Origin of the sequence: Pseudobutyrivibrio ruminis DSM 9787 (genome assembly GCF_900218035.1) — a bacterium.
Classification (GTDB): domain Bacteria; phylum Bacillota; class Clostridia; order Lachnospirales; family Lachnospiraceae; genus Pseudobutyrivibrio; species Pseudobutyrivibrio ruminis.
Map to the genome: position 1 here is coordinate 289,139 of NZ_OBMR01000002.1, position 23,440 is coordinate 312,578.

At 40.2% G+C, this 23,440-nt stretch carries 26 protein-coding genes; 2 read left to right on the forward strand and 24 right to left on the reverse strand.

Annotated elements, in window-relative coordinates; translation table 11 throughout:
• Positions 1–37: 37 nt before the first annotated feature.
• The 17 genes from argR to CRN97_RS01490 form a co-directional block, all read right to left on the reverse strand.
• Positions 38–490, reverse strand: a complete 453-nt coding sequence (gene argR, locus CRN97_RS01410) for an arginine repressor (RefSeq protein ID WP_044934804.1) — start codon at positions 488–490, stop codon at positions 38–40.
• The gene (locus CRN97_RS01415) at positions 491–1,336 is read right to left on the reverse strand and encodes an NAD(+)/NADH kinase (protein WP_097075572.1); all 846 of its coding nucleotides are present in this window, start codon (positions 1,334–1,336) and stop codon (positions 491–493) included. It lies immediately after the preceding gene.
• The gene (locus tag CRN97_RS01420) at positions 1,336–2,133 is read right to left on the reverse strand and encodes a TlyA family RNA methyltransferase (protein ID WP_033154266.1); all 798 of its coding nucleotides are present in this window, start codon (positions 2,131–2,133) and stop codon (positions 1,336–1,338) included. Before CRN97_RS01420 ends, CRN97_RS01415 begins: the two co-directional genes overlap by 1 nt.
• A 1-nt stretch (position 2,134) precedes the next feature.
• A complete protein-coding gene (dxs, locus tag CRN97_RS01425; protein ID WP_097075573.1) occupies positions 2,135–3,994 on the reverse strand; it encodes a 1-deoxy-D-xylulose-5-phosphate synthase in 1,860 nt (619 codons plus the stop codon).
• An 8-nt stretch (positions 3,995–4,002) separates the two neighbouring features.
• Positions 4,003–4,896: a polyprenyl synthetase family protein gene (locus CRN97_RS01430; protein ID WP_097075574.1), complete on the reverse strand. Its 894-nt coding sequence runs from the start codon at positions 4,894–4,896 to the stop codon at positions 4,003–4,005.
• A gap of 1 nt (position 4,897) precedes the next feature.
• Positions 4,898–5,128: an exodeoxyribonuclease VII small subunit gene (xseB, locus tag CRN97_RS01435; RefSeq protein ID WP_044934819.1), complete on the reverse strand. Its 231-nt coding sequence runs from the start codon at positions 5,126–5,128 to the stop codon at positions 4,898–4,900.
• Positions 5,129–5,136: 8 nt separating this feature from the next.
• Positions 5,137–6,345 (reverse strand): exodeoxyribonuclease VII large subunit, encoded by a 1,209-nt coding sequence (xseA, locus tag CRN97_RS01440; RefSeq protein ID WP_090478626.1) that lies wholly within the window; start codon positions 6,343–6,345, stop codon positions 5,137–5,139.
• On the reverse strand, positions 6,345–6,767 hold the full coding sequence (gene nusB, locus CRN97_RS01445) for a transcription antitermination factor NusB (protein WP_074789036.1): 423 nt from the start codon (positions 6,765–6,767) through the stop codon (positions 6,345–6,347). Before nusB ends, xseA begins: the two co-directional genes overlap by 1 nt.
• 107 nt (positions 6,768–6,874) lie before the next feature.
• Positions 6,875–7,252, reverse strand: coding sequence for an Asp23/Gls24 family envelope stress response protein (locus CRN97_RS01450; RefSeq protein WP_044934828.1), 378 nt, complete (start codon positions 7,250–7,252; stop codon positions 6,875–6,877).
• 41 nt (positions 7,253–7,293) lie between these two features.
• Complete coding sequence (gene surE / locus CRN97_RS01455; protein WP_097075575.1) at positions 7,294–8,013, reverse strand: 5'/3'-nucleotidase SurE; 720 nt, start codon at positions 8,011–8,013, stop codon at positions 7,294–7,296.
• Positions 8,014–8,076: 63 nt separating this feature from the next.
• The gene (gene queF, locus CRN97_RS01460) at positions 8,077–8,571 is read right to left on the reverse strand and encodes a preQ(1) synthase (RefSeq protein ID WP_044934834.1); all 495 of its coding nucleotides are present in this window, start codon (positions 8,569–8,571) and stop codon (positions 8,077–8,079) included.
• Positions 8,572–8,585: 14 nt separating this feature from the next.
• Complete coding sequence (gene queC / locus CRN97_RS01465) at positions 8,586–9,272, reverse strand: 7-cyano-7-deazaguanine synthase QueC (RefSeq protein WP_044934837.1); 687 nt, start codon at positions 9,270–9,272, stop codon at positions 8,586–8,588.
• A gap of 11 nt (positions 9,273–9,283) precedes the next feature.
• Positions 9,284–9,856, reverse strand: coding sequence for a GTP cyclohydrolase I FolE (gene folE, locus CRN97_RS01470; RefSeq protein ID WP_044934840.1), 573 nt, complete (start codon positions 9,854–9,856; stop codon positions 9,284–9,286).
• A 12-nt stretch (positions 9,857–9,868) separates the two neighbouring features.
• Entirely contained in the window at positions 9,869–10,537 is a 669-nt protein-coding gene (gene queE / locus CRN97_RS01475; RefSeq protein ID WP_044934843.1) for a putative 7-carboxy-7-deazaguanine synthase QueE, read from the reverse strand.
• Positions 10,538–10,545: 8 nt separating this feature from the next.
• On the reverse strand, positions 10,546–10,965 hold the full coding sequence (locus tag CRN97_RS01480) for a 6-pyruvoyl trahydropterin synthase family protein (protein WP_074789040.1): 420 nt from the start codon (positions 10,963–10,965) through the stop codon (positions 10,546–10,548).
• A gap of 194 nt (positions 10,966–11,159) precedes the next feature.
• Positions 11,160–11,918: an SDR family NAD(P)-dependent oxidoreductase gene (locus tag CRN97_RS01485; protein WP_097075576.1), complete on the reverse strand. Its 759-nt coding sequence runs from the start codon at positions 11,916–11,918 to the stop codon at positions 11,160–11,162.
• A gap of 11 nt (positions 11,919–11,929) precedes the next feature.
• Entirely contained in the window at positions 11,930–12,958 is a 1,029-nt protein-coding gene (locus tag CRN97_RS01490) for a glycoside hydrolase family 5 protein (protein ID WP_097075577.1), read from the reverse strand.
• A gap of 187 nt (positions 12,959–13,145) precedes the next feature.
• Between CRN97_RS01490 and CRN97_RS01500 the strand changes: the two genes are divergently transcribed.
• Positions 13,146–13,553 (forward strand): SHOCT domain-containing protein, encoded by a 408-nt coding sequence (locus tag CRN97_RS01500; protein WP_074789043.1) that lies wholly within the window; start codon positions 13,146–13,148, stop codon positions 13,551–13,553.
• A gap of 48 nt (positions 13,554–13,601) precedes the next feature.
• Here CRN97_RS01500 and CRN97_RS01505 read toward each other — a convergent pair whose 3' ends face one another.
• The 4 genes from CRN97_RS01505 to CRN97_RS01520 all read right to left on the reverse strand — a co-directional run bounded on the left by CRN97_RS01505 (position 13,602) and on the right by CRN97_RS01520 (position 19,897).
• Complete coding sequence (locus tag CRN97_RS01505; RefSeq protein WP_097075578.1) at positions 13,602–14,714, reverse strand: hypothetical protein; 1,113 nt, start codon at positions 14,712–14,714, stop codon at positions 13,602–13,604.
• 149 nt (positions 14,715–14,863) lie between these two features.
• Complete coding sequence (locus CRN97_RS01510; RefSeq protein WP_097075579.1) at positions 14,864–15,814, reverse strand: DnaJ domain-containing protein; 951 nt, start codon at positions 15,812–15,814, stop codon at positions 14,864–14,866.
• Positions 15,815–16,786: 972 nt separating this feature from the next.
• The gene (locus CRN97_RS01515; RefSeq protein WP_097075580.1) at positions 16,787–18,823 is read right to left on the reverse strand and encodes an Ig-like domain-containing protein; all 2,037 of its coding nucleotides are present in this window, start codon (positions 18,821–18,823) and stop codon (positions 16,787–16,789) included.
• An 18-nt stretch (positions 18,824–18,841) separates the two neighbouring features.
• The gene (locus CRN97_RS01520; protein ID WP_207653193.1) at positions 18,842–19,897 is read right to left on the reverse strand and encodes a DsrE/DsrF/DrsH-like family protein; all 1,056 of its coding nucleotides are present in this window, start codon (positions 19,895–19,897) and stop codon (positions 18,842–18,844) included.
• Positions 19,898–20,092: 195 nt separating this feature from the next.
• Between CRN97_RS01520 and CRN97_RS01525 the strand changes: the two genes are divergently transcribed.
• Complete coding sequence (locus CRN97_RS01525; RefSeq protein ID WP_097075582.1) at positions 20,093–20,479, forward strand: DUF1284 domain-containing protein; 387 nt, start codon at positions 20,093–20,095, stop codon at positions 20,477–20,479.
• Between the two features lie 53 nt (positions 20,480–20,532).
• On the opposite strand, the gene eno is transcribed toward CRN97_RS01525, so the two are convergent.
• From eno to CRN97_RS01540, 3 genes are all read right to left on the reverse strand, one after another.
• A complete protein-coding gene (gene eno / locus CRN97_RS01530) occupies positions 20,533–21,831 on the reverse strand; it encodes a phosphopyruvate hydratase (RefSeq protein WP_097075583.1) in 1,299 nt (432 codons plus the stop codon).
• A gap of 177 nt (positions 21,832–22,008) precedes the next feature.
• On the reverse strand, positions 22,009–22,491 hold the full coding sequence (locus tag CRN97_RS01535) for a flavin reductase family protein (RefSeq protein WP_097075584.1): 483 nt from the start codon (positions 22,489–22,491) through the stop codon (positions 22,009–22,011).
• A gap of 496 nt (positions 22,492–22,987) precedes the next feature.
• Positions 22,988–23,425 carry a GatB/YqeY domain-containing protein gene (locus CRN97_RS01540; protein WP_097075585.1) on the reverse strand — a complete coding sequence of 146 codons (438 nt, stop codon included), beginning with the start codon at positions 23,423–23,425 and terminating at the stop codon, positions 22,988–22,990.
• Positions 23,426–23,440 lie beyond the last annotated feature (15 nt).

Here is a 23,440-nt window from a genome sequence, read left to right on the forward strand (position 1 = left end):
CCGCGTTTCTGTGTAAAAGGATCCTTGCACCAACCTTTTATTTCTCGATGATTCGTTTTAGTTTCCCCATTAAAACGACAGTATCATCAATGCTTCTGACAGCGCACATAATAGTGTCATCACCAGCAATTGAGCCAACTATTTCTGCAAAATCCATATGGTCTAAGGCAGCCGCAACAGCCATAGCCATACCTGAAACAGTCTTGACAACTAAAATATTCTGGGCGTTGTCCATTGAAACAAAACCATCCAAGAAAATACGAATGTACTTCTCATTCATATCGTCCTCGGTAGTTTTGTATGCAACATAACGAAGCTTGCCAGCTGCATCAGCAACCTTTGTCAGCTTCATTTCGCGAATATCTCTGGAAACTGTAGCCTGTGTGGCGTTAAATCCAGCTTCCTCAAGGCGAGCTGTAAGCTCCTCCTGAGTTCCGATTTCATTTTTTACTATTAACTCTAGTATCTTTGCCTGTCTTTCAATCTTCATTTAAATCTCCTGCATCCTAGCTCGAATACGCTCCAAGAAATTGACGTTTTCTAACATAACCATGTTGGATGTAATCTTTGAACGATGGATTTTTAAAACTTCACCCTTTCTTAGGATTTGTCTAAGTGTTCCATCGTAAATAATGTTTGCTTTTGGATCGTCCTCTTCGTGACGAGCCTCTATACTAACTTCAACCTCATCATTTGAGGCCAAAATAATGCTACGGGAATTAAGTGTATGAGGGTTGATAGGTGTCAAAACAATGCAATCTGCATGAGGGCTAACAATAGGACCGTTAGCAGAAAGATTGTAAGCAGTTGAACCTGTAGGTGTGGAAACAATAAGTCCATCACAATTGTGGGAATATAGCTGAATTCCGTTGACCTTGACTGTCAGGTTTAAAACAAAAAGCCCAGCAGCATCAGATGCAACTACAATATCATTAAGAGCTCTAAAACGATTGTCAGCATCACTTGAACAATCTCCCTCAAGCATCATTCTCTCATCTATCTTATAATTGTCGCTAAGTAATTGATCTAAGCAGTGCTCTACATTATCAACTGTCATATCGCAAAGATAGCCCAGGTGACCGCAGTTAAGACCAACGATAGGCACCTTGCGATTTGTAACATTCTGAGCAACCCTAACAACAGTTCCATCACCACCAACAGTAATGATGCACTCAATATTGTCATCAACTGTTACCTGTGTTTCGGAGCTATCCGGGCAAGTGTCTAAATCGAGAATGCACATTCCGCCATGTGCCGAAATATAATCACGAATAATGTTGATATATTTTTCATGTAAATCACTAAAAGATCTTGCAACAATTAAGAAATTCTTCATTATTTGTCTAAGCTACCATGTGCAGCTGCTACCGTTGCAGCAACATCAATAGCATCCCCCTGTTTTTCCTGTGTTGATATATGAATGAGGTATTCTATGTTTCCTTCTGGTCCCTTAATTGGGGAATATTCCAAATGGAGAACATAAAAACCAATTTCTTTTACAAAATCAATAATTGTATTAATAACTTCTTCGTGAACAGCTGGATCACGGACAACGCCTTTCTTTCCAACCTTTTCACGTCCAGCTTCAAACTGTGGCTTGATGAGGCAAACCATTTCAGCATCATCCTTAAGAAGTGCCTTTGCTGGACCAAGTACCTTTGTAAGACTGATAAATGATACATCAACTGAAGCGAAATCAAGCTGCTCGCCGATGTCCTCTACAGTGACATATCTGATATTTGTCTTTTCCATGCAGACAACTCTAGGATCCTGACGAAGCTTCCAAGCAAACTGTCCGTATCCAACGTCTACAGAAAACACCTTTGTAGCTCCATTCTGAAGCATACAATCGGTAAATCCGCCAGTAGATGCCCCAATATCCATACACACCTTGCCATCTAAGGAAATATCAAAGTGGGTCATAGCCTTTTCAAGCTTAAGACCACCACGGCTAACGTATTTCAGCTGCTGTCCGTGGATTTCGATATCTGCATCTACATCTATTTTAGTGCCTGCTTTATCCTCTCTGTTTCCTTTAACGAAAACATTGCCTTCCATAATCATGGTCTTGGCTTTTTCACGAGAAGGAGCAAACCCTCTATCTACTAATACTATATCAAGTCTTTCTTTCATATTACTTTCCTAATTTTTCTAATATACGCTGTGTAATGGACTCTGCATCCATGCCAAGCTCTTTAAACAGAAGTGTAACACTTCCATGTCTAACAAACTCATCTGGAACTGCTATTTTAAGGACCTGACCATTATAGCCATTGTCATCAAGATAGGCCTGAACCTGCTGGCCAAAGCCTCCCGTAATAACATTTTCCTCTAATGTAACGATTAAATCGTATTCATTTTTGATTTTATCCAGATATGCCTGATCAAGCGGCTTTGCAAATCTAGCATTGCAGATACCTGCATCAATTCCCTGAGCCTTAAGAAGCTCTTCCACTTCCTCAGCCTTCTTTACCATGGAACCAAGAGCAAAAAGCATTACCTTTGAACCAGCCTTTATCTCCTCGGATTTGCCAAGGACGATTTCAGCTCTATGCTCCTTTAATCCGCAGTATGCCTCGCCTCTAGGGTATCTGATGGCGATTGGGCCATCGTAAGCCACTGCAAATTTCATCATATCTGAAAGCTCCCATTTATTCTTTGGAGCCATCACTGTCATGTTTGGCATAGATGTAAGGAATGAAACATCGAATATACCCTGATGTGTACTTCCATCTGCTCCAACAAGACCTGCTCTATCAATTGCAAAAATCACATGAAGATTTTGTAAGCAAACATCCTCAAGGATTTGGTCGTATGCACGCTGTAAGAATGATGAATATACGGCAAAAACAGGAATGCGACCGCCCAGTGCCAATCCGGCAGCAAATGTAACTGCATGCTCCTCAGCGATTCCAACATCAAAAAATCTGTCTGGGAACATATTTCTGAAACGCTTTAATCCAGCGCCCTCTGCCATAGCTGCAGTAATAGCAACAACTTCTGGGTTACGATCTCCCATCTTGCGCATTACAGTTGAGAAAACATCTGTGTATCCAGGGTTTGGATTGCGCATTGGAAGTCCTGTCTCAATTTCAAATATATCTGTACCGTGGAATCTGGATGGATGACGCTCTGCTGGCTCGTAACCATTACCCTTTTTAGTAATGACGTGAACAAGCACAGGTCCATTGATGCCCATGGCCATATTGAATGTCTCTATCATGGCTTTGATATCATGGCCATCAACCGGGCCAAGATACATAATTCCTAAATCCTCAAAAACCATATTAGGAACCATAAGAGACTTAATACCATTTTTAGTGCTACGAATCTTTCTAATAATGCGCTCACCATTAGGCCAGCTTTCCAAAGATGATAACACGTTGTTTTTCAAGCCAACGTATTTTGAGCTGGTACGAAGACGCTCAAGATTGGTAGACATACCACCTACGTTTTTAGAGATGGACATTTCGTTATCATTAAGTACGATAAGGAAATTAGACTTCTTTAAACGAGAAGCATTGTTCAATGCCTCGTAAGCAAGGCCACCTGTAAGAGCTCCATCACCGATGACTGCGCAAACCTTATAGTCATCTCCTGCTAAATCCCTTGCCATACAATAGCCTAAAGCTGCAGACAAAGATGTAGAGCTGTGACCTGTATCAAAGCTGTCGCAAGGGCTCTCTACTCTTTTAGGGAAGCCACTGATTCCATCGTACTGACGAAGATGGTCGAATTCATTTGCTCTACCAGTAAGAATCTTGTGAGTGTATGCCTGATGACCTACATCCCAAACAAGCTTGTCCTTTGGGAAATCAAGAAGCATGTGAAGAGCAATTGTAAGCTCAACAGTTCCAAGATTGGAAGCCAAATGACCACCAGTCTTTGATAGATGCTCAATAAGAAAGCTTCGTATTTCTGCAGGAAGAGCTAAAACTTCTTCCTCTGTTAAATTCTTTATATCATTAGGTTGCTTTATTTTTTCAAGAACCATAATCGATTTTAATTGTCTCTGTAGACAAGGTATTTAAGTAGCTCATTTAAAAACTCGTTGTGATTATCTAAGCTATTAAGTTCTTCAACTGCCTCGTCTGTAAGACGCTTTACCTCTTCCTTGGATTTTTCTATACCTGCAAATGTAACGTAGGTACATTTTTCGTTTTTCTCGTCTGAGCCAATTGGCTTGCCAAGCTTTGCTTCATCTCCTTCGATATCAAGGATATCATCCTGAATCTGGAAGGCCATGCCGATTTTGCCTGCCACGCTCTCAACGAGAGAAACCTGTTCTTCACTGGCGCCAGCCAAAACCGCACCTATCATCATAGATGCTTCAATCAGCGCACCAGTCTTTAGCTCGTAGATGAAATGAAGCCTGTCCTCTGTCATGTCTAGCTGCTTCTTTTCAGCCTCCACATCTACAACCTGGCCACCAATCATGCCGAATACACCGGCTTTTCTGGCCAGAATGCGCATTGCCTCTGTGACGCGAACCACATCTACATCTGCATCGTATGCATTTAATGCAGTCTCGAAAGCGTAGTTTAAAAGAGCATCACCTGCAAGTACGCCCAGTGCCTCACCGTATGCTACATGCACAGTAGGCTTGCCACGGCGAAGTGCATCATTGTCCATTGCTGGTAAATCGTCGTGAATCAACGAATATGTGTGAATCATTTCGATGGCAGCCATAAATGGCTCGATCACGTCGCCAGTGCCACCGAAAAGCTGAAACGTCTCATTCATAAGAATTGGACGAAGGCGTTTACCGCCTGCTGTAACCCCGTATTCCATTGCATCAAATATGATGCCCTGTAATCCCTCTACATCCGGCAAAAATCTGCAAACAACATCCTGTGCAGACTCTGCTCTTACGCTAAGTTCGTTTTTAATGTCCATTTTACTCAACCCCTTCAAACACCTCAAAGCCGCCATCTTTGCTGATTGCCATGACAGCTTTTTTAGTCTGTTCTATTTTTGAATTAGCTTTTTGAAGCTCTTCCATTCCGCTTTTATATAAAGCAAAGGATTCATCCAAAGTGACATCTGATGATTCCATCTTTGTGATTATCTCATCGAGAGCCTGAAAGCTTTCTTCAATTGTTGTCTCTTTTGTTTCTTTTTCTGCCATACGTGCTCCTATTTATCCTTTGAAATGCTGGTGATTTGGCTCTCCAGCATACCATCCTTTACTCTGATACTAAGGCTATCGCCAACGGAAAGATTTGATACGCTATCAACCTTTTTTCCATCAGGACCAGTAACATAACCGAAACCGGAAGCCAATCGCTTGGCTGGTGAAAGACCATCCAAACGGCCGGAAGCTGCAATCAGACGGCTTTCGTAGCGCTCTATTTTGGCGTTCATCAGGCTGTTGAGTCTGTCGTAGAGATGATTCAGCTTGTCCTGATTTGCTTTTATTTTGTTCTCTGGTCTGAGAGATTGTAAACGTAGTTTGTAGTTCTCAAGCTGAGAAGTGATTGATGAAAGCTTGTAATCCAATGTGCTGTTGAGCCTATCGGAATATCGCTCTACTGTTCTGGCAAAATCTTCGTAAACAAAATTTGCAAGCTCTGCTGCTTGAGAAGGTGTAGCTGCTCTTTTATCTGCAACAAAATCCGCAATTGTAAAATCTGTTTCGTGGCCAACGGCAGATATGATTGGTGTGTTGGCTTTGAAAATAGCTCGTGCTACCGGCTCTTCGTTGAAAGCCCAAAGGTCTTCGATGGAACCACCACCACGACCTAGGATGATAACATCCAGATTCAACTCATCCAGACAATTGATTCCGGAAATGATGGAAGGCACTGCCCCCTCACCCTGAACCTGAGCTGGATAAAGAATCAATTCTACAAAAGGATTTCGTGTCTTAGATACTCGGATGATATCGTGAACAGCCGCTCCTGTAGGAGCTGTGATGATACCGATTCTCATAGCGTGGCTAGGAAGTGGCTTTTTGTACATTGCGTCAAACATACCGCTTTCCTCAAGCTCCTGCTTTAACGCCTCGAAACGTTGATATAAATCGCCCACACCAGCCAGCTCTATCTCGTTTGCATACACTTGATATCTGCCGGCAGCCGCATAGATTCCAACATATCCGGTAACCACAATCTGGTCTCCATCCTTCATGTTGAACTTCAACCCTTTTGCTCTCTTACCAGCAAACATTACACAAGAAATAGATGATTTATCATCCTTCAAAGTAAAATATATGTGTCCTGTATGATTGTACTTGCAATTAGAAACCTCCCCTGATAAGGAAAGGTTTCCAAGCATAAAATCATCAGAAAACATACGCTCAATATATGTATTTATCTGAGATACACTATATACATTTTTATTCATTATACTAATTTAGCAAGTGCTCCATTAACGAATCCAGCAGAAGAATCTGTACCGAATTCATCAGCAAGTGAAACTGCCTCATTGATAGCAACACCAACAGGAAGATTCTCGAATTTGATTTCATATAAAGCAAGTCTGATAAGTGTTAAATCAACCTTTGCCATACGTGTAGTCTTCCAACCATCAACAGACTTGTTAATAAGCTCGTCGATTTCTGGAAGCTTAGCAATGATATCCTCAGCCTTTGTCTTGATGTATTCCTCATCCTCAGCTGTCTTGTTGTTCTTAGCAAGATCCTCTGCCTCAGCATTATCACGGCCGCCAAGGAATGTGCTGATTACGCTATCCATATCCTCTGTATCATGAAACTCGTTCATAAATACAGCCTTAAATACTTCTTTTCTAATTTCATGTCTATTCATAAATAAAAACTCCTGAAAATCTAATAGTTTAGACTAATATAGGGTGCTACTTAAAATAGCACCCCATAATTATACATTAATATGCATAAAAAATAAATAAATCCTGATTAATTGTTTCCTGCTACGCTAACAGTTGCAATGCGGATATCTACAGCTGTAACTTCAAGACCTGTCATTGTCTCAACTGCTGATTTAACCTTTTCCTGAACCATGCCTGAAACCTTTGGGATTTCATAGCCATACTTCATATTGATAGCCATGTGTACTGAGATTTTGCCTGGCTCGCTATCTACTACTCTGATAGCCTTTGCAAGCTTTCCCTGACCAGCCTTTGAAATAGTTTCAGATGTAAGGTTGCCTGCAAGTGACTCAACACCATCAACCTCAACTGCACCAAGGCCAGCGATAATTCCAACAACCTCTTCAGAGATGTTTACACCGCCATCGCCATTAATATTTATAACAAAATTCTTGTTCTCTGCCATATCTGCCTCCTAAAAATCATAGAAAAACTATCGTAATTATATCAATAACCTACATTATTTACAACCCCGACAGACACATAGTTATTAAGGATTGCATCAAAGTCTGTGCCCTCCTCTGCAACCGGTGTATAGCAGCCATTTACCATGTATCTGACGCCGCCATCATCAAGGTTTTCCACCACATCGTATGAGTCTTTATAAAACATTCCTCGGGAAACTTTTCTATCGTATAAAACACCCCCACAGTCCGATAATTCGCATCCTGGGAAGTTGACATTATGAATCATTCCAGGTGCAAGTGGTTCCGCCAAAAGCTTCTTTAAAACTTGCTTTATATATTTGTCAGTTACCTGATGGCAATCACAAGCACCTTCCGAAAGGGCTATTGCGTGATACCCTTGGAACGCTCCCTCAAAGGCTGCTCCGCAGGTAGCTGAATACTGAATATCCGAAGCGCAATTGTATCCAAAATTAATTCCTGAAAGGACCACATCCGGGCGCTCTGGCATAACACTTAAGCCGCCAACTCGAACACAATCTCCCGGTGTTCCACTGCAAGAATATGCAAAAACATCCTCTACAGGAAATTCCTCACATGGGTAAACATCAATGGAATTATGAAGGGAAATACTGTGGCTTGCTGCACTTCTCTGGCTTTCAGGTGCAACCACCCAAACCTCACCAAACTCCTTAGCTGCTCTGGCTAAACGAATAATTCCATCTGAATTAATTCCATCATCATTTGTAATTAGTATTCTCATAAAAATCTCCCAGAAATAAAATAAAGACAGACTATCTGTCTGCCTTTAAATTTATCATATTTATTATCTGTTATCTACTTTTTCTGGATACATATCGTGATTGAAAAGTCTGTCCTCTGCAACCTTTTCCCACTTAGTTCCTGGCTTACCATAGTTGCAATATGGGTCGATAGAGATTCCTCCTCTTGGAGTGAACTTGCCCCAAACTTCGATGTACTTAGGATCCATAAGCTTGATTAAATCCTTCATGATGATGTTTACGCAATCCTCATGGAAATCACCGTGGTTTCTGAAGCTGAACAAGTAAAGCTTTAATGACTTGCTCTCTACCATCTTTTCACCTGGCACATAAGAGATGATGATGTTTGCAAAATCTGGCTGGCCAGTGATTGGGCAAAGTGATGTAAACTCTGGGCAATTGAACTTTACAAAATAATCGTTCTCAGGATGCTTGTTAAGGAATGTCTGAAGCATCTCTGGTGCGTAGTTGTCTGGGTAAACGTTGTTTTTATTTCCTAAAAGTGTAAGTGTTCCTTCTTCTTTTCTGCTATCTGTCATAGTAGACCTCCTAATTAATTCTCATACTCGATTGGATCTTTGATTCCATTTAATTCAAATGCCGCAATTCTGTCGATACATGTACCGCACTTGCCGCATGCCTTATCATGGCCTTCATAGCATGACCATGTAAGCTCATAAGGAACTCCAAGCTCCATGCCAAGCTTTACAACTCCGGCCTTATTCTTATTGATAAATGGAGCTTCGATTGTAAGCTGCTTTCCACTTCCTTCGTAGATTGCTGTATTCATTGCATTGTTGAAATCGCTAGAGCAATCCGGATATGCGTTACCAGCAGCATCATCAGCATGGGCACCATAATAGATTTTTGAGCATCCCTTAGAAAGTGCAATTGCTGCTGCGCTAGAAAGGAATAATCCATTTCTAAAAGGCACATAAGTGCTTACTGGCTTACCATTTGTCTTTTCAAGCTGTTTGTCATATGACTCCTCAGGAATCTCACCATCAGAATGCTGAAGCAATGTGCAATCGCTAAACTGGAACATTGTAGAAAGATCAAGTGTGATATGCTCCACTTTGTAGTATTCACAAACTGCATCTGCCGCCTTAATTTCTTTATCGTGACGCTGACCATAGAAAATAGAAAGTCCCACCACGTTTTCATGTCCATATTCTTTTACTGCCAAGGCAAGACAAGTTGTGCTGTCCAAGCCTCCGCTAACAAGTACTAAAGCTTTCATTTCAATTCTCCTTATAATAATCTCTGAAGTAAATCTCTATCAGTCTTGAAACGACCTCTTAATGTCTGTGTATGAGTCTTTGCACTGGCATTTTTGATTCCACGTGCTGTCATGCAGCTATGGCTTGCTTCTATAAATACAGCCACATCCTCAGAACCTGTAACCATCTGGATGATTTCTGCGATATCGTTGCCGATACGTTCCTGAAGCTGAAGACGCTTTGCAGCCATATCTGCAATACGAGCGATTTTCGAAAGGCCGATGACCTTGCCATTTGGAATGTAGGCAACGCTGACCTTCATATCATACATAAGTGCAAGATGATGCTCGCAATATGAGAAAACTTCGATGTCCTTTACAAAAACAAGATCCTGATTTGTTTCATCGTAATAGTCCTCATCAAAGGTCTTGTTGAACATCTCTGCAATCTGTTCATTTGTGTAATTCATGCCCTCAAAAACTTCTTCGTACATGCGAGCAACTCTATCAGGAGTCTCCTTAAGACCTGCTCTTTCAGGGTCATCACCAAGGGCAATAATAATATTTCTAATGCTTTCTTTAATAAGCTCTTTATTTATAGCCATGACTTTCCTCTCTTAAACGCCTCTTTTATTTGGATCCCAAATAAATTTGTGAAGCTGTAACTGCAATCTTATATCATTTCTTTTGTGGTCAATCAGATAATCAACCATATCTGCTGGCTCAATTCGTCCAAACACAGGACTTATCAAGCAAGTACATTTATCGGAAATACGATAATCATCAACAATCTTACAAACCTTATCAAGCTCACTTACATCAGAGCAAACAAACTTTACTGTGTCCTTTGCTGTAAGAACATCAAAGTTTGAAAGAAGCATTTTATCTTCCATTCCCGAACCTGCCAGCTTGTAATCAAGAGTGAATGCTGGCGGATTATCTATACAAGCAAATGGATGTATATCAACGCTTCCATTTGTTTCTATCTCAACAAAAATATCAGGGTTGGCAGCAAAAGCCTTCAGCAAATCAATGACATGTGGCGAAAGAAGTGGCTCACCGCCTGTGAGAGTAACACGCTTCACGCCAGTAGAGATGACGTAGTCCACAATCTGTGTTTCTGTCATTTCCTCTGCAGGTGCATCTGCCGTGCAAGCCCATCTGGTGTCGCAATAGCTGCAGCTAAGATTGCAGCCGCGAAGCCTGATAAACACTGCGAGCTCACCTGCGTGCTGGCCTTCGCCATTTATACTTACGAATTTTTCTACTACATTAAATACCGACATAACTCCTCCTACTTGCTATAGCTTGCGCAGTTGTTTGGAGTTTCGTATACAGTCACTTCAGCAACCTCAAAGCCGTATTCCTCAAACTTCTCATAAAAATACTTTGAAAAGTTTTCTGCTGTAGGTCTGAAAGGAACCACTCTCATAAGGAAGTCCTCGTCCTTGAGAGCTGCAACAGTTGTCTCCTTTAGTGATCCTTCTTCATATATAAATGTGTGATCAAAGAAATCTGTCTCCTTCTTGAGAGCATTTTTTACATCACCAAAATCTACAACCATGCCTCGCTGCTGACCTTCAGCCTGAAGCTCATTAGCCTTTATTTTAAGAATCACTCTCCAGCGATGACCATGAAGATTAGAACACTTGCCTTCGTAGCCACTTAAAAAATGAGCGCCGTCAAATGATGCTTCTGCAGTTAAATAATACATTGATTTCCTCCGGAAACAGGACCTGATTTTCTCAAAAAAGAAAAGGCTGTAGATGCGCACCTACAGCCTAATTGATTTCATAAAGAAAAAATTAGTCCTGGTTTTGTTTAGGGACAGGATGGTACAAACGAACTGTCCTATTTAATTATTAAAGCCTCTGTATGATAAACCCATACTTGAAAAAATGCAACCCTTTAGCCAAGTTTCTTTTTCTGCTGATGGCCTGTAAGCTTAACAAGGATTGTAATTGGAAGCAAATGCTGGAAAGCCATGGCAAGTCTCATACCAAAGCCTGGCACGATAATTGTTTTGCCTCTATCCATTCCCTTCAGCGCTTCCGCTACGCATTTTTCCGGGCTGATTCCCTTCAATGCAAAAACTACATCTGCTCTGTCATTGAACTCTGTATCTACAGGCCCTGGGCAAAGAGCTGAAACCTTTACCTTTGAGCCTTTTTCCTTGAGCTCTACTGCAACAGCGCGAGTAAGGCTTGTGACATATGCCTTGCTTGCGTAGTAGCCAGCCATGTATGGACCTCCTGGAAGGAGCCCCGCTGATGAAGCTACGTTTAAAATCTGACCAGCACCATCTGCATCCATCTTTTGAAGAATTCCTTTAAAGAGGATGTGCATAGCAACATCATTGACCTTTATCATAGAAACTTCTCTATTAATATCTGTTTCAAGAAATGAACCAGCCACACCAAATCCTGCATTATTGATAAATACATCGATGCGCTCCTCCTTCAGCTTATCAAGAAGGGCAAAGCATTCCTTTTTCTTGCTAAGGTCGCCTGAGATTATTTCCACAGGAACATTTACCTGCTCTGCAAGTTCATTAAGTCTGTCTACTCTTCGTCCTGTGACAATCAGTCTGTATCCTCTGTCTGCAAGTCTTTTGGCAAACTCAAGGCCGATGCCTGATGTTGCTCCTGTAATAAGTGCTGTCTTCATTAAGCCTCCTATTAAATCATTTTCAAAATATCGTCTCTAACGGAAGCCATGTGTTCATCTTCGATACCGAAATCCATCTGTCTGAAGCTCCATGCTGCACGGCCAATGCCATACTCATCGAAGCACTTGCAAATCATTTCGTACCATTTCTTGCTGTCCTCTGGAGATGCAAGATTGATTACTCCAAACTCTCCACAATAAAGAGCCACGTTTCTTTCATCTGCCACACGAACGGCTTCCTTCACCAAGTCTCTAAAGAACTCTATTCCAATTTTATCATTCTCATTGTAAGAATCAAAGTTAATAGTGAAGCCTTCAAGATTGTTTCGAGTATTTTGCTTGTACTCCTTGTATGTAACATCAAATGGCATTCTGAAATCATTGTCCATTGTTGGAATCCAATATGCACCCTGATGTGTGAAAATCAGTGGCTCGTAGCAATGGAAATTGTAAACGATATTTTCATCATAAGGAGGCGCAATGTCCTTAAGTGATTCGATTGCGTTGTTGTAATATCCGCCGATGAGAATCTTGATGTCTGGTGCATACTTTCTGATACGCTCCACACATGTGCGGGAAATTCTATTCCATGTATCGCAGTATTCCTTCTTAGTAACCTCATTTAAAAGCTCAAAGCTGAGACGGTCAGAATACTTTCCAAATCTCTTTGCGAACTCTTCCCAAAGAAGATAGAAACGCTCCTGATATTCTTCATTTTCAAAGAAGCCGCTCTCTGCCTCTCCCTCATCAAAACTGAATCCTGCTGTTTTGTGCAAATCAAGAACCATGTTCAGGCCATTTTTGCCAGCCCAGTCGATTGCGTTTTGAAGATACTGGAAGCCATCTTCTTTATAGTCCCCTGCGCCACGCTCTACAAGCTCGTAATCTACAGGAACTCTGAAATGATCCATGCCCCATTTCTTGATTGTCTCAATGTCTTCCTCATGAATAAATGAATCGTAGTGCTCCTTTGTGTGCACGCACTGAGATAGCCAGCCTCCCAGGTTGATTCCGTGGATATAACCATCAAATTTTCTCATAATATCCTTCTCCTTATATGTTATTAAAACTAGTTATATTCTAATAAAAGGAGGGATTTTCGTAAACGTTTAAGTAACTCATAATCGCTTTTAATTTTGATTGATAAAATATTTTAAATTATTAATGACGCATCATATAAAGAGTGATAAAATAATTGACAGAAATTTTAAATCAGGGAGGAAAGATATGAGTAATTTTTCAGCAGCAGAGGAAATCCAAAAGTATAAGGATTTGCTTGACCAGGGAGTAATCACAGAGGAAGAATTTGAACAGAAAAAGGCTGATTTGCTTAATGCAACACCTATCACAACAAGCTCATCAGCTAGCATGAGCGCACACGCAACAGGTATTGTTGCATATCTTACATGGATTGGATTCTTAATCGCAGTTCTTGTAGGTGATCGTGAGGGAGCTAAGTTCCACATCAATCAGGCTCTTGTAATCAACCTCTTCTTCTTCGCTTGTGCTATTCCAGTACTTGGATGGGTTTGGTGGATTGTTATGATCGTTCTTTGGATTATGGCATTAGTTGCAGCTTGCAATGATGAAGAAAAACCAGTTCCAATTCTTGGCGGAATCAAAATTCTTAACTAAAACAAAAAGGGTACGTACATTAAAGTACGTACCCTTAATTTTTATCATTTAGAAATCTGATAAAGCCTTAAACTCAAGGTCTGTGTAATCCTCTGAAGCAGCTTCTCTATCCTTGAATTCATCCTCGGTAACATTTTCCCATTCATCTTCTGTATAACTTATAAACCAAGGCTGATCTTCATTTGTATAAGCATCGATTTTGGTGCCCCACTGGTAAGTCATTTCCGCTGAATTTGGCTCCAAGCAATATACAAGCTTGCCATTTTCAAGGGCGCCGCTTGAGTACTCATTTACAATCATACCTTCGCTGTAAACATAGAATCTATTGCGGGCTGTTCCAGAAGCCACGAGTGCTGGTTCACCATCTACAATTGTGTAGATATCATAGATAGAACCTCTCAGCTCGTCATCAACAAGTGTGCCTACGAACAATTCGTCGACGCCATCTTTATCAGTATCGTAGTAAGCAATGCCTATGCCTGAAGCGCCATCTGTCTGTGAAATGCTATAGAATTCTGGGCTCATGCCATTCTCTTCATACTTTGATGCATCCCATCCTTCATCAAGTGCTGTCTGGTATTTTGCAACTACATCTCCGTAAAGGTCCTCACCCTGGGTGCCGGCCAAATATTCAAATGTTGCACCATTAACACCGGTCATGTTAGCAACAACATCCTCTGCTGAATCATACAACTTTTCGAAGTCCTCTGGCATCTCTGTGTATGTTTCAAAATCCCATTGAACTTCAGTTGCATATCCTAATACAACCTCGTATTGCTTTCCATCTGCATCAGTAAGTTCACCCTTTTTAACATAAGGGCCGCCGTAGAACTCTGGTGGCATCTCTCTTGCCCATATCGTATATGCCATACCATTGTAACCAGCATCTTTAGATTCTTTGTGATAAAGAGTAATCTGCTGATCCTCAACCTCTGCCTCATATACGCCTTCAAGGTCAGCAGGCATTGTGATTGAAAACAGTGAATTTGAAAGAACCTCTCCTGTCTCAGCTGCTGTGGCATTATTCTCTGTTGTTTGTGTCTCTGATGATTCCGCCTCCCCTGCAGTCTCATTATTAACACTGTTATCAGCATTGTTCGCTCCACAAGCCGAAAGTAACAACATAGAGCAAATTAGTATTGAAAATACCTTATTTTTCATTTTGTTTCTCCTCATTTAATTAGCTTTGTGCACATCTGCTCCTAACATAATAGCACAACAAAATCTACATACTAGTGGTATAAATAAAAATTCACTATTATTTCATACTTTCGAATATTTTGAAATTTCTGTTATCGCATTTACGATACTTAAAATCCTTCATGCGCATACTTATCTAATAATGCTTGTATTTGATTGTTGGTACTTTCTACAGCCGATGTTTCAGTTGGTAGAATCCTAATCCACAAGTCTAAATCAACGTACTTATTGCCTCTACGCGTTTTCTGAATATCATCTGCCACTACCATTTTCACCTGTGCTTTCTTCTGCTCAAAAAGCGGGATGACTACATAGTAAAGTCTGTCATCCTTGAAGCTAAGGTAGCCTATAATCTCTCCCACCTTATTTCTAAGAAACAGCCTGTGATTAGAAACGCCTGCAGGATAAAGCATACTGCCAGGCTTTGGTGGAGATGCACCGGGTTCAAGCTCTACCATTGCATTCACTTTATAAGAATCTGCTTCCACAAGTGCCAGTTCATTTAAAGTAAGTGTGCTATCAATGAACTGACCTGTCAGCAGGTAAGTGATATCTGCCAGGTATTTCTGCTTAATTATCTCTGGCAATTCAAAGAACAAGGATGGTCTGGCATTATCAATTAGCTCCTTGCTTGTTTCATAAAGGCTTTTCAAAAACATGGAAAACTCTTCGTCCTTTGTCCATATGTACTTGCCTCTAGCGATTTCGATAGTGCCTAAGTTGTTCCCATTAAAGTCCTCCACCTCATGCAGGATTGGCCTTGCACAAAATGCATTCTTGTTTTCCTTTGCAGACCAAGGCTTGTGCTTAGGGCGAGATGTTTTTGCTCTGGCTACGCCCATTGACTGGCTGCCGGAACTTTGGGAGCCTCTGGTGTCGTCGTCATAGTACTTCATAATCAGCTCATAGGCTGTATTAATCTTCGCCGCCAGCTTGCTATCATCAGAATCGCTATTATCCGGATGATGCTCATGCATCAGCTTTCTATATTTCTTTTTAATCTCACGCTTATCCTCGCTGCCATCCAGCCCCAGGATTTTACGCGCTTGGCTTTTGTTCATGTGTTGCTCCTGTAGTGTGTAATGATTTCAAATCATTATTATTAAAAATATGATATGTGTTGGTTTAGTTCTTTTCAAGCTGTGATTCTGTTATTGTTTCAACCTGCTAGACACATCATATCTGCCAAGTTATTTCAGTCAAGGGCAAGCCTTTGGAGCTTCGCTCCCTTGACTTCATAACTATTGGCAGATACATGTTAGTCAAGCAGGCTTGAAACTGGGACTGTGGCAGAGCCACAAGTCTGTGAGTAGGTGGCGACACGCGGATTAGAGCTTTCTGCAATACGGCGTGTCTGTTTTGGAGGCCAGAAACACGCGCTTTTGCTATAACTTCAATTCCGCGTGTCAATTTCAGGCTGCTTGAACACGCCATTTTGCTATTTCTTTGTTTTGGCGTGTCTTTTCTCCTTCTATCAGACACGCGGATTTGTCATTATCTCTATTCCGCATGCTTTTCACCACTCTAGTAGACACGCAGATTCTCGATTTTCCTACTTCCGCGTGTCTCAGGCAGCTTTCTCTGACACGCAGATTCTGCAAATCTTTAATTCTGCGTGTCAGATTCAATGCACACTGACACGTAGAATCAAGTAATAGCCCTTTTTACGTGTCTGAATTTGCTTCCATCGACACGAAAATCTCAGGATTATTCGATTCTTCGTGTCTTTCCATCCTTTTGCAGACACGAAAATTCTCCCAACTGTCATTTCTTCGTGTCTACATACTCTTTTTTTGACACGAAAATCCCGGACTTTTTCAATTCTACGTGTCTGTCCTCACTTTTACAGACACGTAAATCTCAGGATTTCTCAATTCTTCGTGTCTTTCAGCTCTTTTACAGACACGTAAATTCCAGCATCTGTTAATTCTGCGTGTCGCCTCTAGTACTCCTTGACACGAAGATTCTGTATCCCCCTTAATTTTCGTGTCTACGCAAAAAAGCGATGCTATGCATCGCTTTTCTCTTATCTACTATTTACGTATTCTTCTAACAAAATAAATACTACCACCTATAATTACTAACCCTATAATAATCAAGAATATGAATAATCCATTTCCTTCTTCCACTGTGTCATTTGATAAAGCAAGTGGGACATCAGATTCTTCTATATTCTTATTCTCCTCAGAAGCCTGCGATACAATCTCTTTATTAGTATCTATCAGTTCTTCTGCATCGTTTTCATTCTGACTATTTTCTTCACTTTCTCCCTGAACCAACTTAATTGTCTCCGAGCTACCGACATTATTCTTCACCGATGGCAACGATGAGATAAGCTGCGGAGCTTCGGCAGCTAAAGGTACGCTTGGGGTTTGAATCAAAATAGTATTTGGAGTAGCAGAATGAGTTCCATTGCTTGCAATAGTTCCATTACTAACAGAACCTCCATTACCTGTAGAATCTCCATTACTTGAGGAACTATCATTTACAGTAGGATTACCTTTTTCTACAGAACTATCATCACTACTATCTACTGATTTCACCCCTCTTGGGATTTCAAAATAGTTGTAGTCTGAAGCAAAGTAAAAAGTTGTGGTCGCTTCATCAAATCTTTCCCCAAATTGTATAATATGCTGGCCTGTAGATAATCCGGTGAATTCTCCATTGACTGGACCGACCCATTTACCCGAGCCGATAACGATAGCTCCTTGGTGAACTTCACCTGTCCATATCTCATAATTATCAGGAACGTCAGTTACTTTACCGTTATTAGTCCCTGGTTCAGTTCCCACAAGTTGGTCTTCGTATAGTTCCAAATCAGCCTTTTTCTGAAGAACTAAATTGATATTCTTTTTAACCAATAAGTTCTCTTCTTTAAAATCAGCGCTTGAGGCGAATAACGCAGTATAAGATACTTTCTGACTCGACCTATTAACTCCATAGCTATTTGTAAAAGATGCGATTCCATTTTCATCAGTCGTTCTTACATTTGTAAATGAAACCTCTTTTTCATCAGACTTATAATAGATTTTTACATTAGGAATAGGATTGTCGTTTTCATCAACTGCTTTTACATTAAATATAAACTGCTTAAAAGCATTGTCCTCACTGTAGTTTTGATTTTCAGAAACACTGACTTTCTCTACAGTGATTTTTGCTGGTGCTGCTTTTTCTACAATTGATGCAGATAAAACAAAGTCTCCCTTGATATCAGTAATAGATACCTCTCCTGTGTTTGGATAGTATGATACAGATGCATTCTCAACAGGTGTGGCCACAACACCTGATACATAATACATATTCTCGTCCAATGATTTGACGTAGGTTGTGTAAACTCTTCCAGAATTTTCATCAGTCTCAAAATAGCTTATAGACCAGGAGATCCTCTCATCAACCTCTACTTTTCCGGTATATTTTGTAGGAGCCTCTCCCTCTGCAACATCTATAGATTGATATGATGATGAAATATAAAAAGTATCTCCATCCTGTCTGGCTGGAACAGCTACGTAATACGTTCCCTCAGCTAGATTAGTAAGACTAATCCCAGAAACAACTGTATCTGAAGAATTTGTCTTGTGATAGGTTAACGCATTTACGATACCTAAGTCAGGATAATCTTCCTTCAGCTTAATGGTTCCTAAACTTTCATCCGCAGGAGTACTTGTAGCAGAAAGATAACCTTTTAATGAAGCAAATTGCCTTACGTTTATTGTTCTTGTTTCACTAGTTGATGCACTATATAAATCAGTACCTGAGAATTCGGCATAAATATTGTAGTTTTTATTTGCACTAACATTTATTTTTCCACTAGTAGTATTATATTTGTCAGACGTATCTTGCTTGTAATAGATAGTAACGCTTCCGTCTTCTACTGGCTCCCCAGAATCCGTAAACACTTCCGCAGATATATGAACTTTTTTCCCATCACTACTATTTAATAAATCCTGATTAATGCTTAATTCGATATGAGTGCCTATCAATTCGCCCTCCGCATAAACCAAAGATTTATCAATAAACAATATACCCAACAATATTACTAACGTAATTACCAAATTTCTATACTTTTTCATTCCCATCCCTTTCCACAACTAAATAAACAAACTAATATCTGACTTCTCACCAGCTCCGATAAATGTTGCGACGCCGCCAAGCTCAACGCCATCTATCAATTCCTCCTGACGAATACCCATAATGTCCATGGACATTTGGCAGGCTACTAGGCGTACTCCATGCTCTTTCGCACTTTCTATTAATTCTTCCAAGGAAGAAATACCTTTTCGCTTCATTATCCATCGAATCATTTTAGGGCCTGCGCCAAACATATTCATTCTTGATAAACCAAGTTTTTTAGTTCCTCTAGGCATCATGAATCCAAACATCTTCTCAATGAAATCTTTTCTGACTTTCGCCTTTTTAGCGCTTCGTAAAATGTTCAATCCCCAGAATGTGAAGAACATGGTAACATTTCGGCCTAATGCAGCGGCACCATTTGCCATGATAAATGAAGCAATAGTTTTATCTAAATCTCCGCTAAATACAATGAAAGTCTTGTCATTATTAGCACTATCTGTCGCTACGTTTGAAACCTGCAGTTTATCCTTTTTAGTAATCTTTGCTTTGATTATGCCATCTTGGATTTCAAGGGAATCCAGGCTGTTTCCTGTTCTTTCACACCAAACCTTAATGTCAGAAGCAAAAGCATCTTCTGTTGCCTCCACATTCACTGTACTTTCATTTTGAAGCGTCCTTAAAGTGTCCGCCACTTTTACAATAGGTCCTGGACATCTTAAGTTTTTTGCATCGATAAATAAGGCCTGCTTTTCTACTTTTTCAACAGAAGCAAACTCTTTGTATGCATCGTAGCCTCCAATTACATTTGTAGCATCATAGCCTCTGTCCTGGAGGATTTCTACAATCTCCTCACTTAAATCTCCCGTTCTACAAATAACGTAAACAGGCTTTTCCTTAGGAACATTTTTCAAATCAGTTCCAATCTTGCTGAAAGGAATATTAATAGAGCCAGGAAGCTCATGAACTAACACTTCATCCGGTTCTCTCAAATCTACAATTGTGATATTTGCTTTATCTAGTTTTGCGAAATTCTCTGCAGAAATCTCTTTTATTTCATCATCTACAAGCCCCATTTTTTCTACCTCCATCACTTGTTTTTTAAAAGCATACTATTTTAGTAGGTGATACACAATATAACTTCTCCATTTCCTATATAGCCATTTCTTATGGTCCATTATTAAATATATTGATAACAAACTAGATACATAAGATAAGTCTGCGCATCCATATAATGTGCTATACTAGAAATCCTAAAGGGAGGAGGCATCATGAACAAAATACTTAGACCACACCACGGAATGTGCTTTCAATTCTACGAGGGAAAGGGATACAGCGAGGATTTCACTGATCATATGGGGCGCATCATATATGAGATGGAGGAAGATCCAGCTCAGATGATAACACTGAAAGTTGAAACTGATATCGTCTGCAAGAACTGTCCTAATAACGAATCTGGCATTTGTACTTCGCAGGAAAAAGTTCGTAAATACGATAATGAAGTTTTAAAGGCATGCGGAATTTCCAATGGCACCGAGATAAAATACCAAGACTTCATTTCAACTGTAAAAACAAAGATAATTGATACTGGTCTTAGAGCTGAGATTTGTGGCGACTGCGGATGGAATTACATCTGCGATAAATTTAATAAGGCATAACAAAAGCAGGTTTTCCCGGTTGAGAAAACCTGCCTTTTTAATGCAAATAGGAATTATTTTACATTGAATGCCTTGATTCCTGGGTAAACTGCTGCGTCACCAAGCTGCTCTTCAATTCTAAGGAGCTGGTTGTATTTAGCAACACGCTCTGTTCTAGAAGGAGCACCTGTCTTAATCTGGCATGTGTTCAAAGCTACAGCTAAGTCAGCAATTGTTGTATCTTCTGTCTCACCTGAACGATGTGAAGAAATTGCTGTGTAACCAGCCTTGTGAGCCATCTTGATAGCCTCAAGTGTCTCTGAAACTGAACCAATCTGGTTGAGCTTGATGAGGATTGAGTTACCACATCCGTTCTCGATACCCTTTGAAAGACGCTCTGTGTTTGTTACAAAAAGATCATCGCCAACAAGCTGAACCTTATCACCAATCTTAGCTGTCATCTTCTTCCAGCCTTCCCAATCCTCCTCATCAAGACCATCTTCGATAGAGATAATTGGGTACTTGTCTACAAGTGCTGCCCAGTGATCGATAAGCTCGTCTGTTGTAAAGTCCTTACCTGACTTTGGCTGATGATAGAAGCCCTTGCCTTTTTCTGACTTCCACTCGCTAGATGCAGCATCCATAGCAATCATGAAGTCCTTACCTGGCTCAAAGCCTGCAGCCTTGATAGCCTTCAAGATAACTTCGATAGCTTCATCATCATTCTTAAGTGAATTTGGAGCGAAACCACCCTCATCACCTACAGCTGTAACATCTCCCATCTCCTTAAGGATTGCCTTAAGTGCGTGGAATACCTCTGCACACCAACGTAAGCACTCACTGAATGAAGGAGCGCCAACAGGCATAATCATGAACTCCTGTGTATCAACAGCGCTATCAGCGTGAGCACCACCATTCAAAATGTTCATCATTGGAACTGGAAGCTTAGTGCCCTGAATACCGCCAAGGAATCTATAAAGAGGAATATCAAGTGATGTAGCTGCTGCTCTACAACAAGCAATTGATGTTGCAAGAATTGCGTTTGCACCAAGGTTAGACTTATCCTTTGTGCCATCTGCCTTAATCATAGCTGCGTCGATTGCATAGATATCAGAGGCATCCATACCGCAAATTGCATCTGCAATAGGTCCGTTGATATTTGCAACTGCCTTTGTAACACCTTTTCCTAAGTATCTGCCTTTATCGCCGTCACGAAGCTCAAGTGCCTCGAACTCTCCTGTAGATGCACCTGAAGGAGCCATTCCGCGTCCAACTGTTCCATCAACAAGTGTGACCTCGCATTCAACAGTAGGATTTCCTCTTGAGTCGAGGATTTCTCTACCAATAACCTTTTCAATTTCTAAGTAATCCATAACTATCCATCCTTTCACATGAATTTGTTTTTTAGAACTCCATATTGTTAAGGCAGGTAGCAGCTGCACTTAACAATACAAAAAGGAGTTCCGCAATGATTTACACATAGTTAGTCCTTACTAACTACAAGTAGATTAACAGAACTCCTTGTCATATTCAAGGATATTTAGCTTACCTTATTGAGCATTTTTCTCAATAAAAACAACTTCTCCAACATACATGTCATGCTGGGCCTCATTCTCATAGAACTGCTTTGCAATTTCAGGAATCATGTTTTCTGGCTCAAGTCTCTGGCTAATAAGTTTTCTGCAAACAAGAGTAACTTCTGCTTCCTCAAATGTGATTCCATTTTCTACTTCCTTTGGAGTAAGGCCAGATTCATGAACCTTGTCCATATCGCGACCAGATTTTGATCCAAGGACTCCCAAAGTCTTTTTGTATTCTTCTGGATAAAAGCTAACAGTGAAATAATCGTTGTCCTTCATAAACTCATTTGTGTAGCGTGATGTTCTAACATAAACTGTAGCAACTGGCTTATTCCAAAGAGTTCCAAGTCCTCCCCAGCTAATTGTCATTGTATTAAACTTGTCCTTATCCCCTACAGTAAGCAATGCCCACTTTTTATCGTACTGCTCAAAAATGTTTGTATTAAACTCCATAAGTAATTATCCTCCTTTTATTGTACGCAATTAATATAAAACAATAGTACTGTTTTATTGCTGATAATTCTAGGTGAGAACTGTATTTTTAATAATTTCTTTATAATCGCAGTTAGTAAATAGGAGTTATGTATCAGTTCAAAGATAATGAGGTCTTACGTTCTTGTAGTTCAAAGTATTTAGATATTTTGTTGCTTAATCCAAAGATATAAATCTATTTTTGAAAATCAAAAGTATTAAAATACATTATATTTAATTTTTAATACCAAAATTCCCCTTTAAAGCATATATTCAAAATGCCCCTAAGTATTAAAATTCAAATATTACTGAATTTAATACCTTAGAGGCATCTTTCTTCTACATTGTGTAATAACAAAATCTCAGCAAGTATTAAAACGAAAAAATAACACATTTAATACTTTTCCCAAACAAATCACAAGAATTCCCAACAACTCCCAAGAATTACAATAAATCCCAAGAATCCCCGGCAAAAAAATTATTTACAAAGCTCAGCAACAATCATATTGATGGCTTTTCCGTCAGCCTTGCCCTTAAGTGCTAGCATGACTTCCTTCATGATTGCGCCCTTGTTCTTAGAAGCAAGCACCTCAGCGAAGTTTGCCTGAAGGAATGCGCGAATCTCGTCTTCGCTCATCATTGCAGGGGCGTACTCTTTGATTACGTCATATCTGAACTGGTACTCTTCCTTTAAATCTGTTCTCTCAGCAGGGCATGTGTCGAGCTGCTCCTTTGCTGTCTTTAATGACTTGAGAATAACCTGATCTACCAAATCATCTGCAATGTTATCTCTAGTGCCAGCGTCGATAGCGGCCTTCTTTACATCAGAAACCAATGAAGAAATGGCATCTTTTCTTGCCTTATCTCTTGCCTTCATTGCTGCAACCATGTCTTTTTGTAATGTTTCAAACTGCATTTTCATTATCCTCCT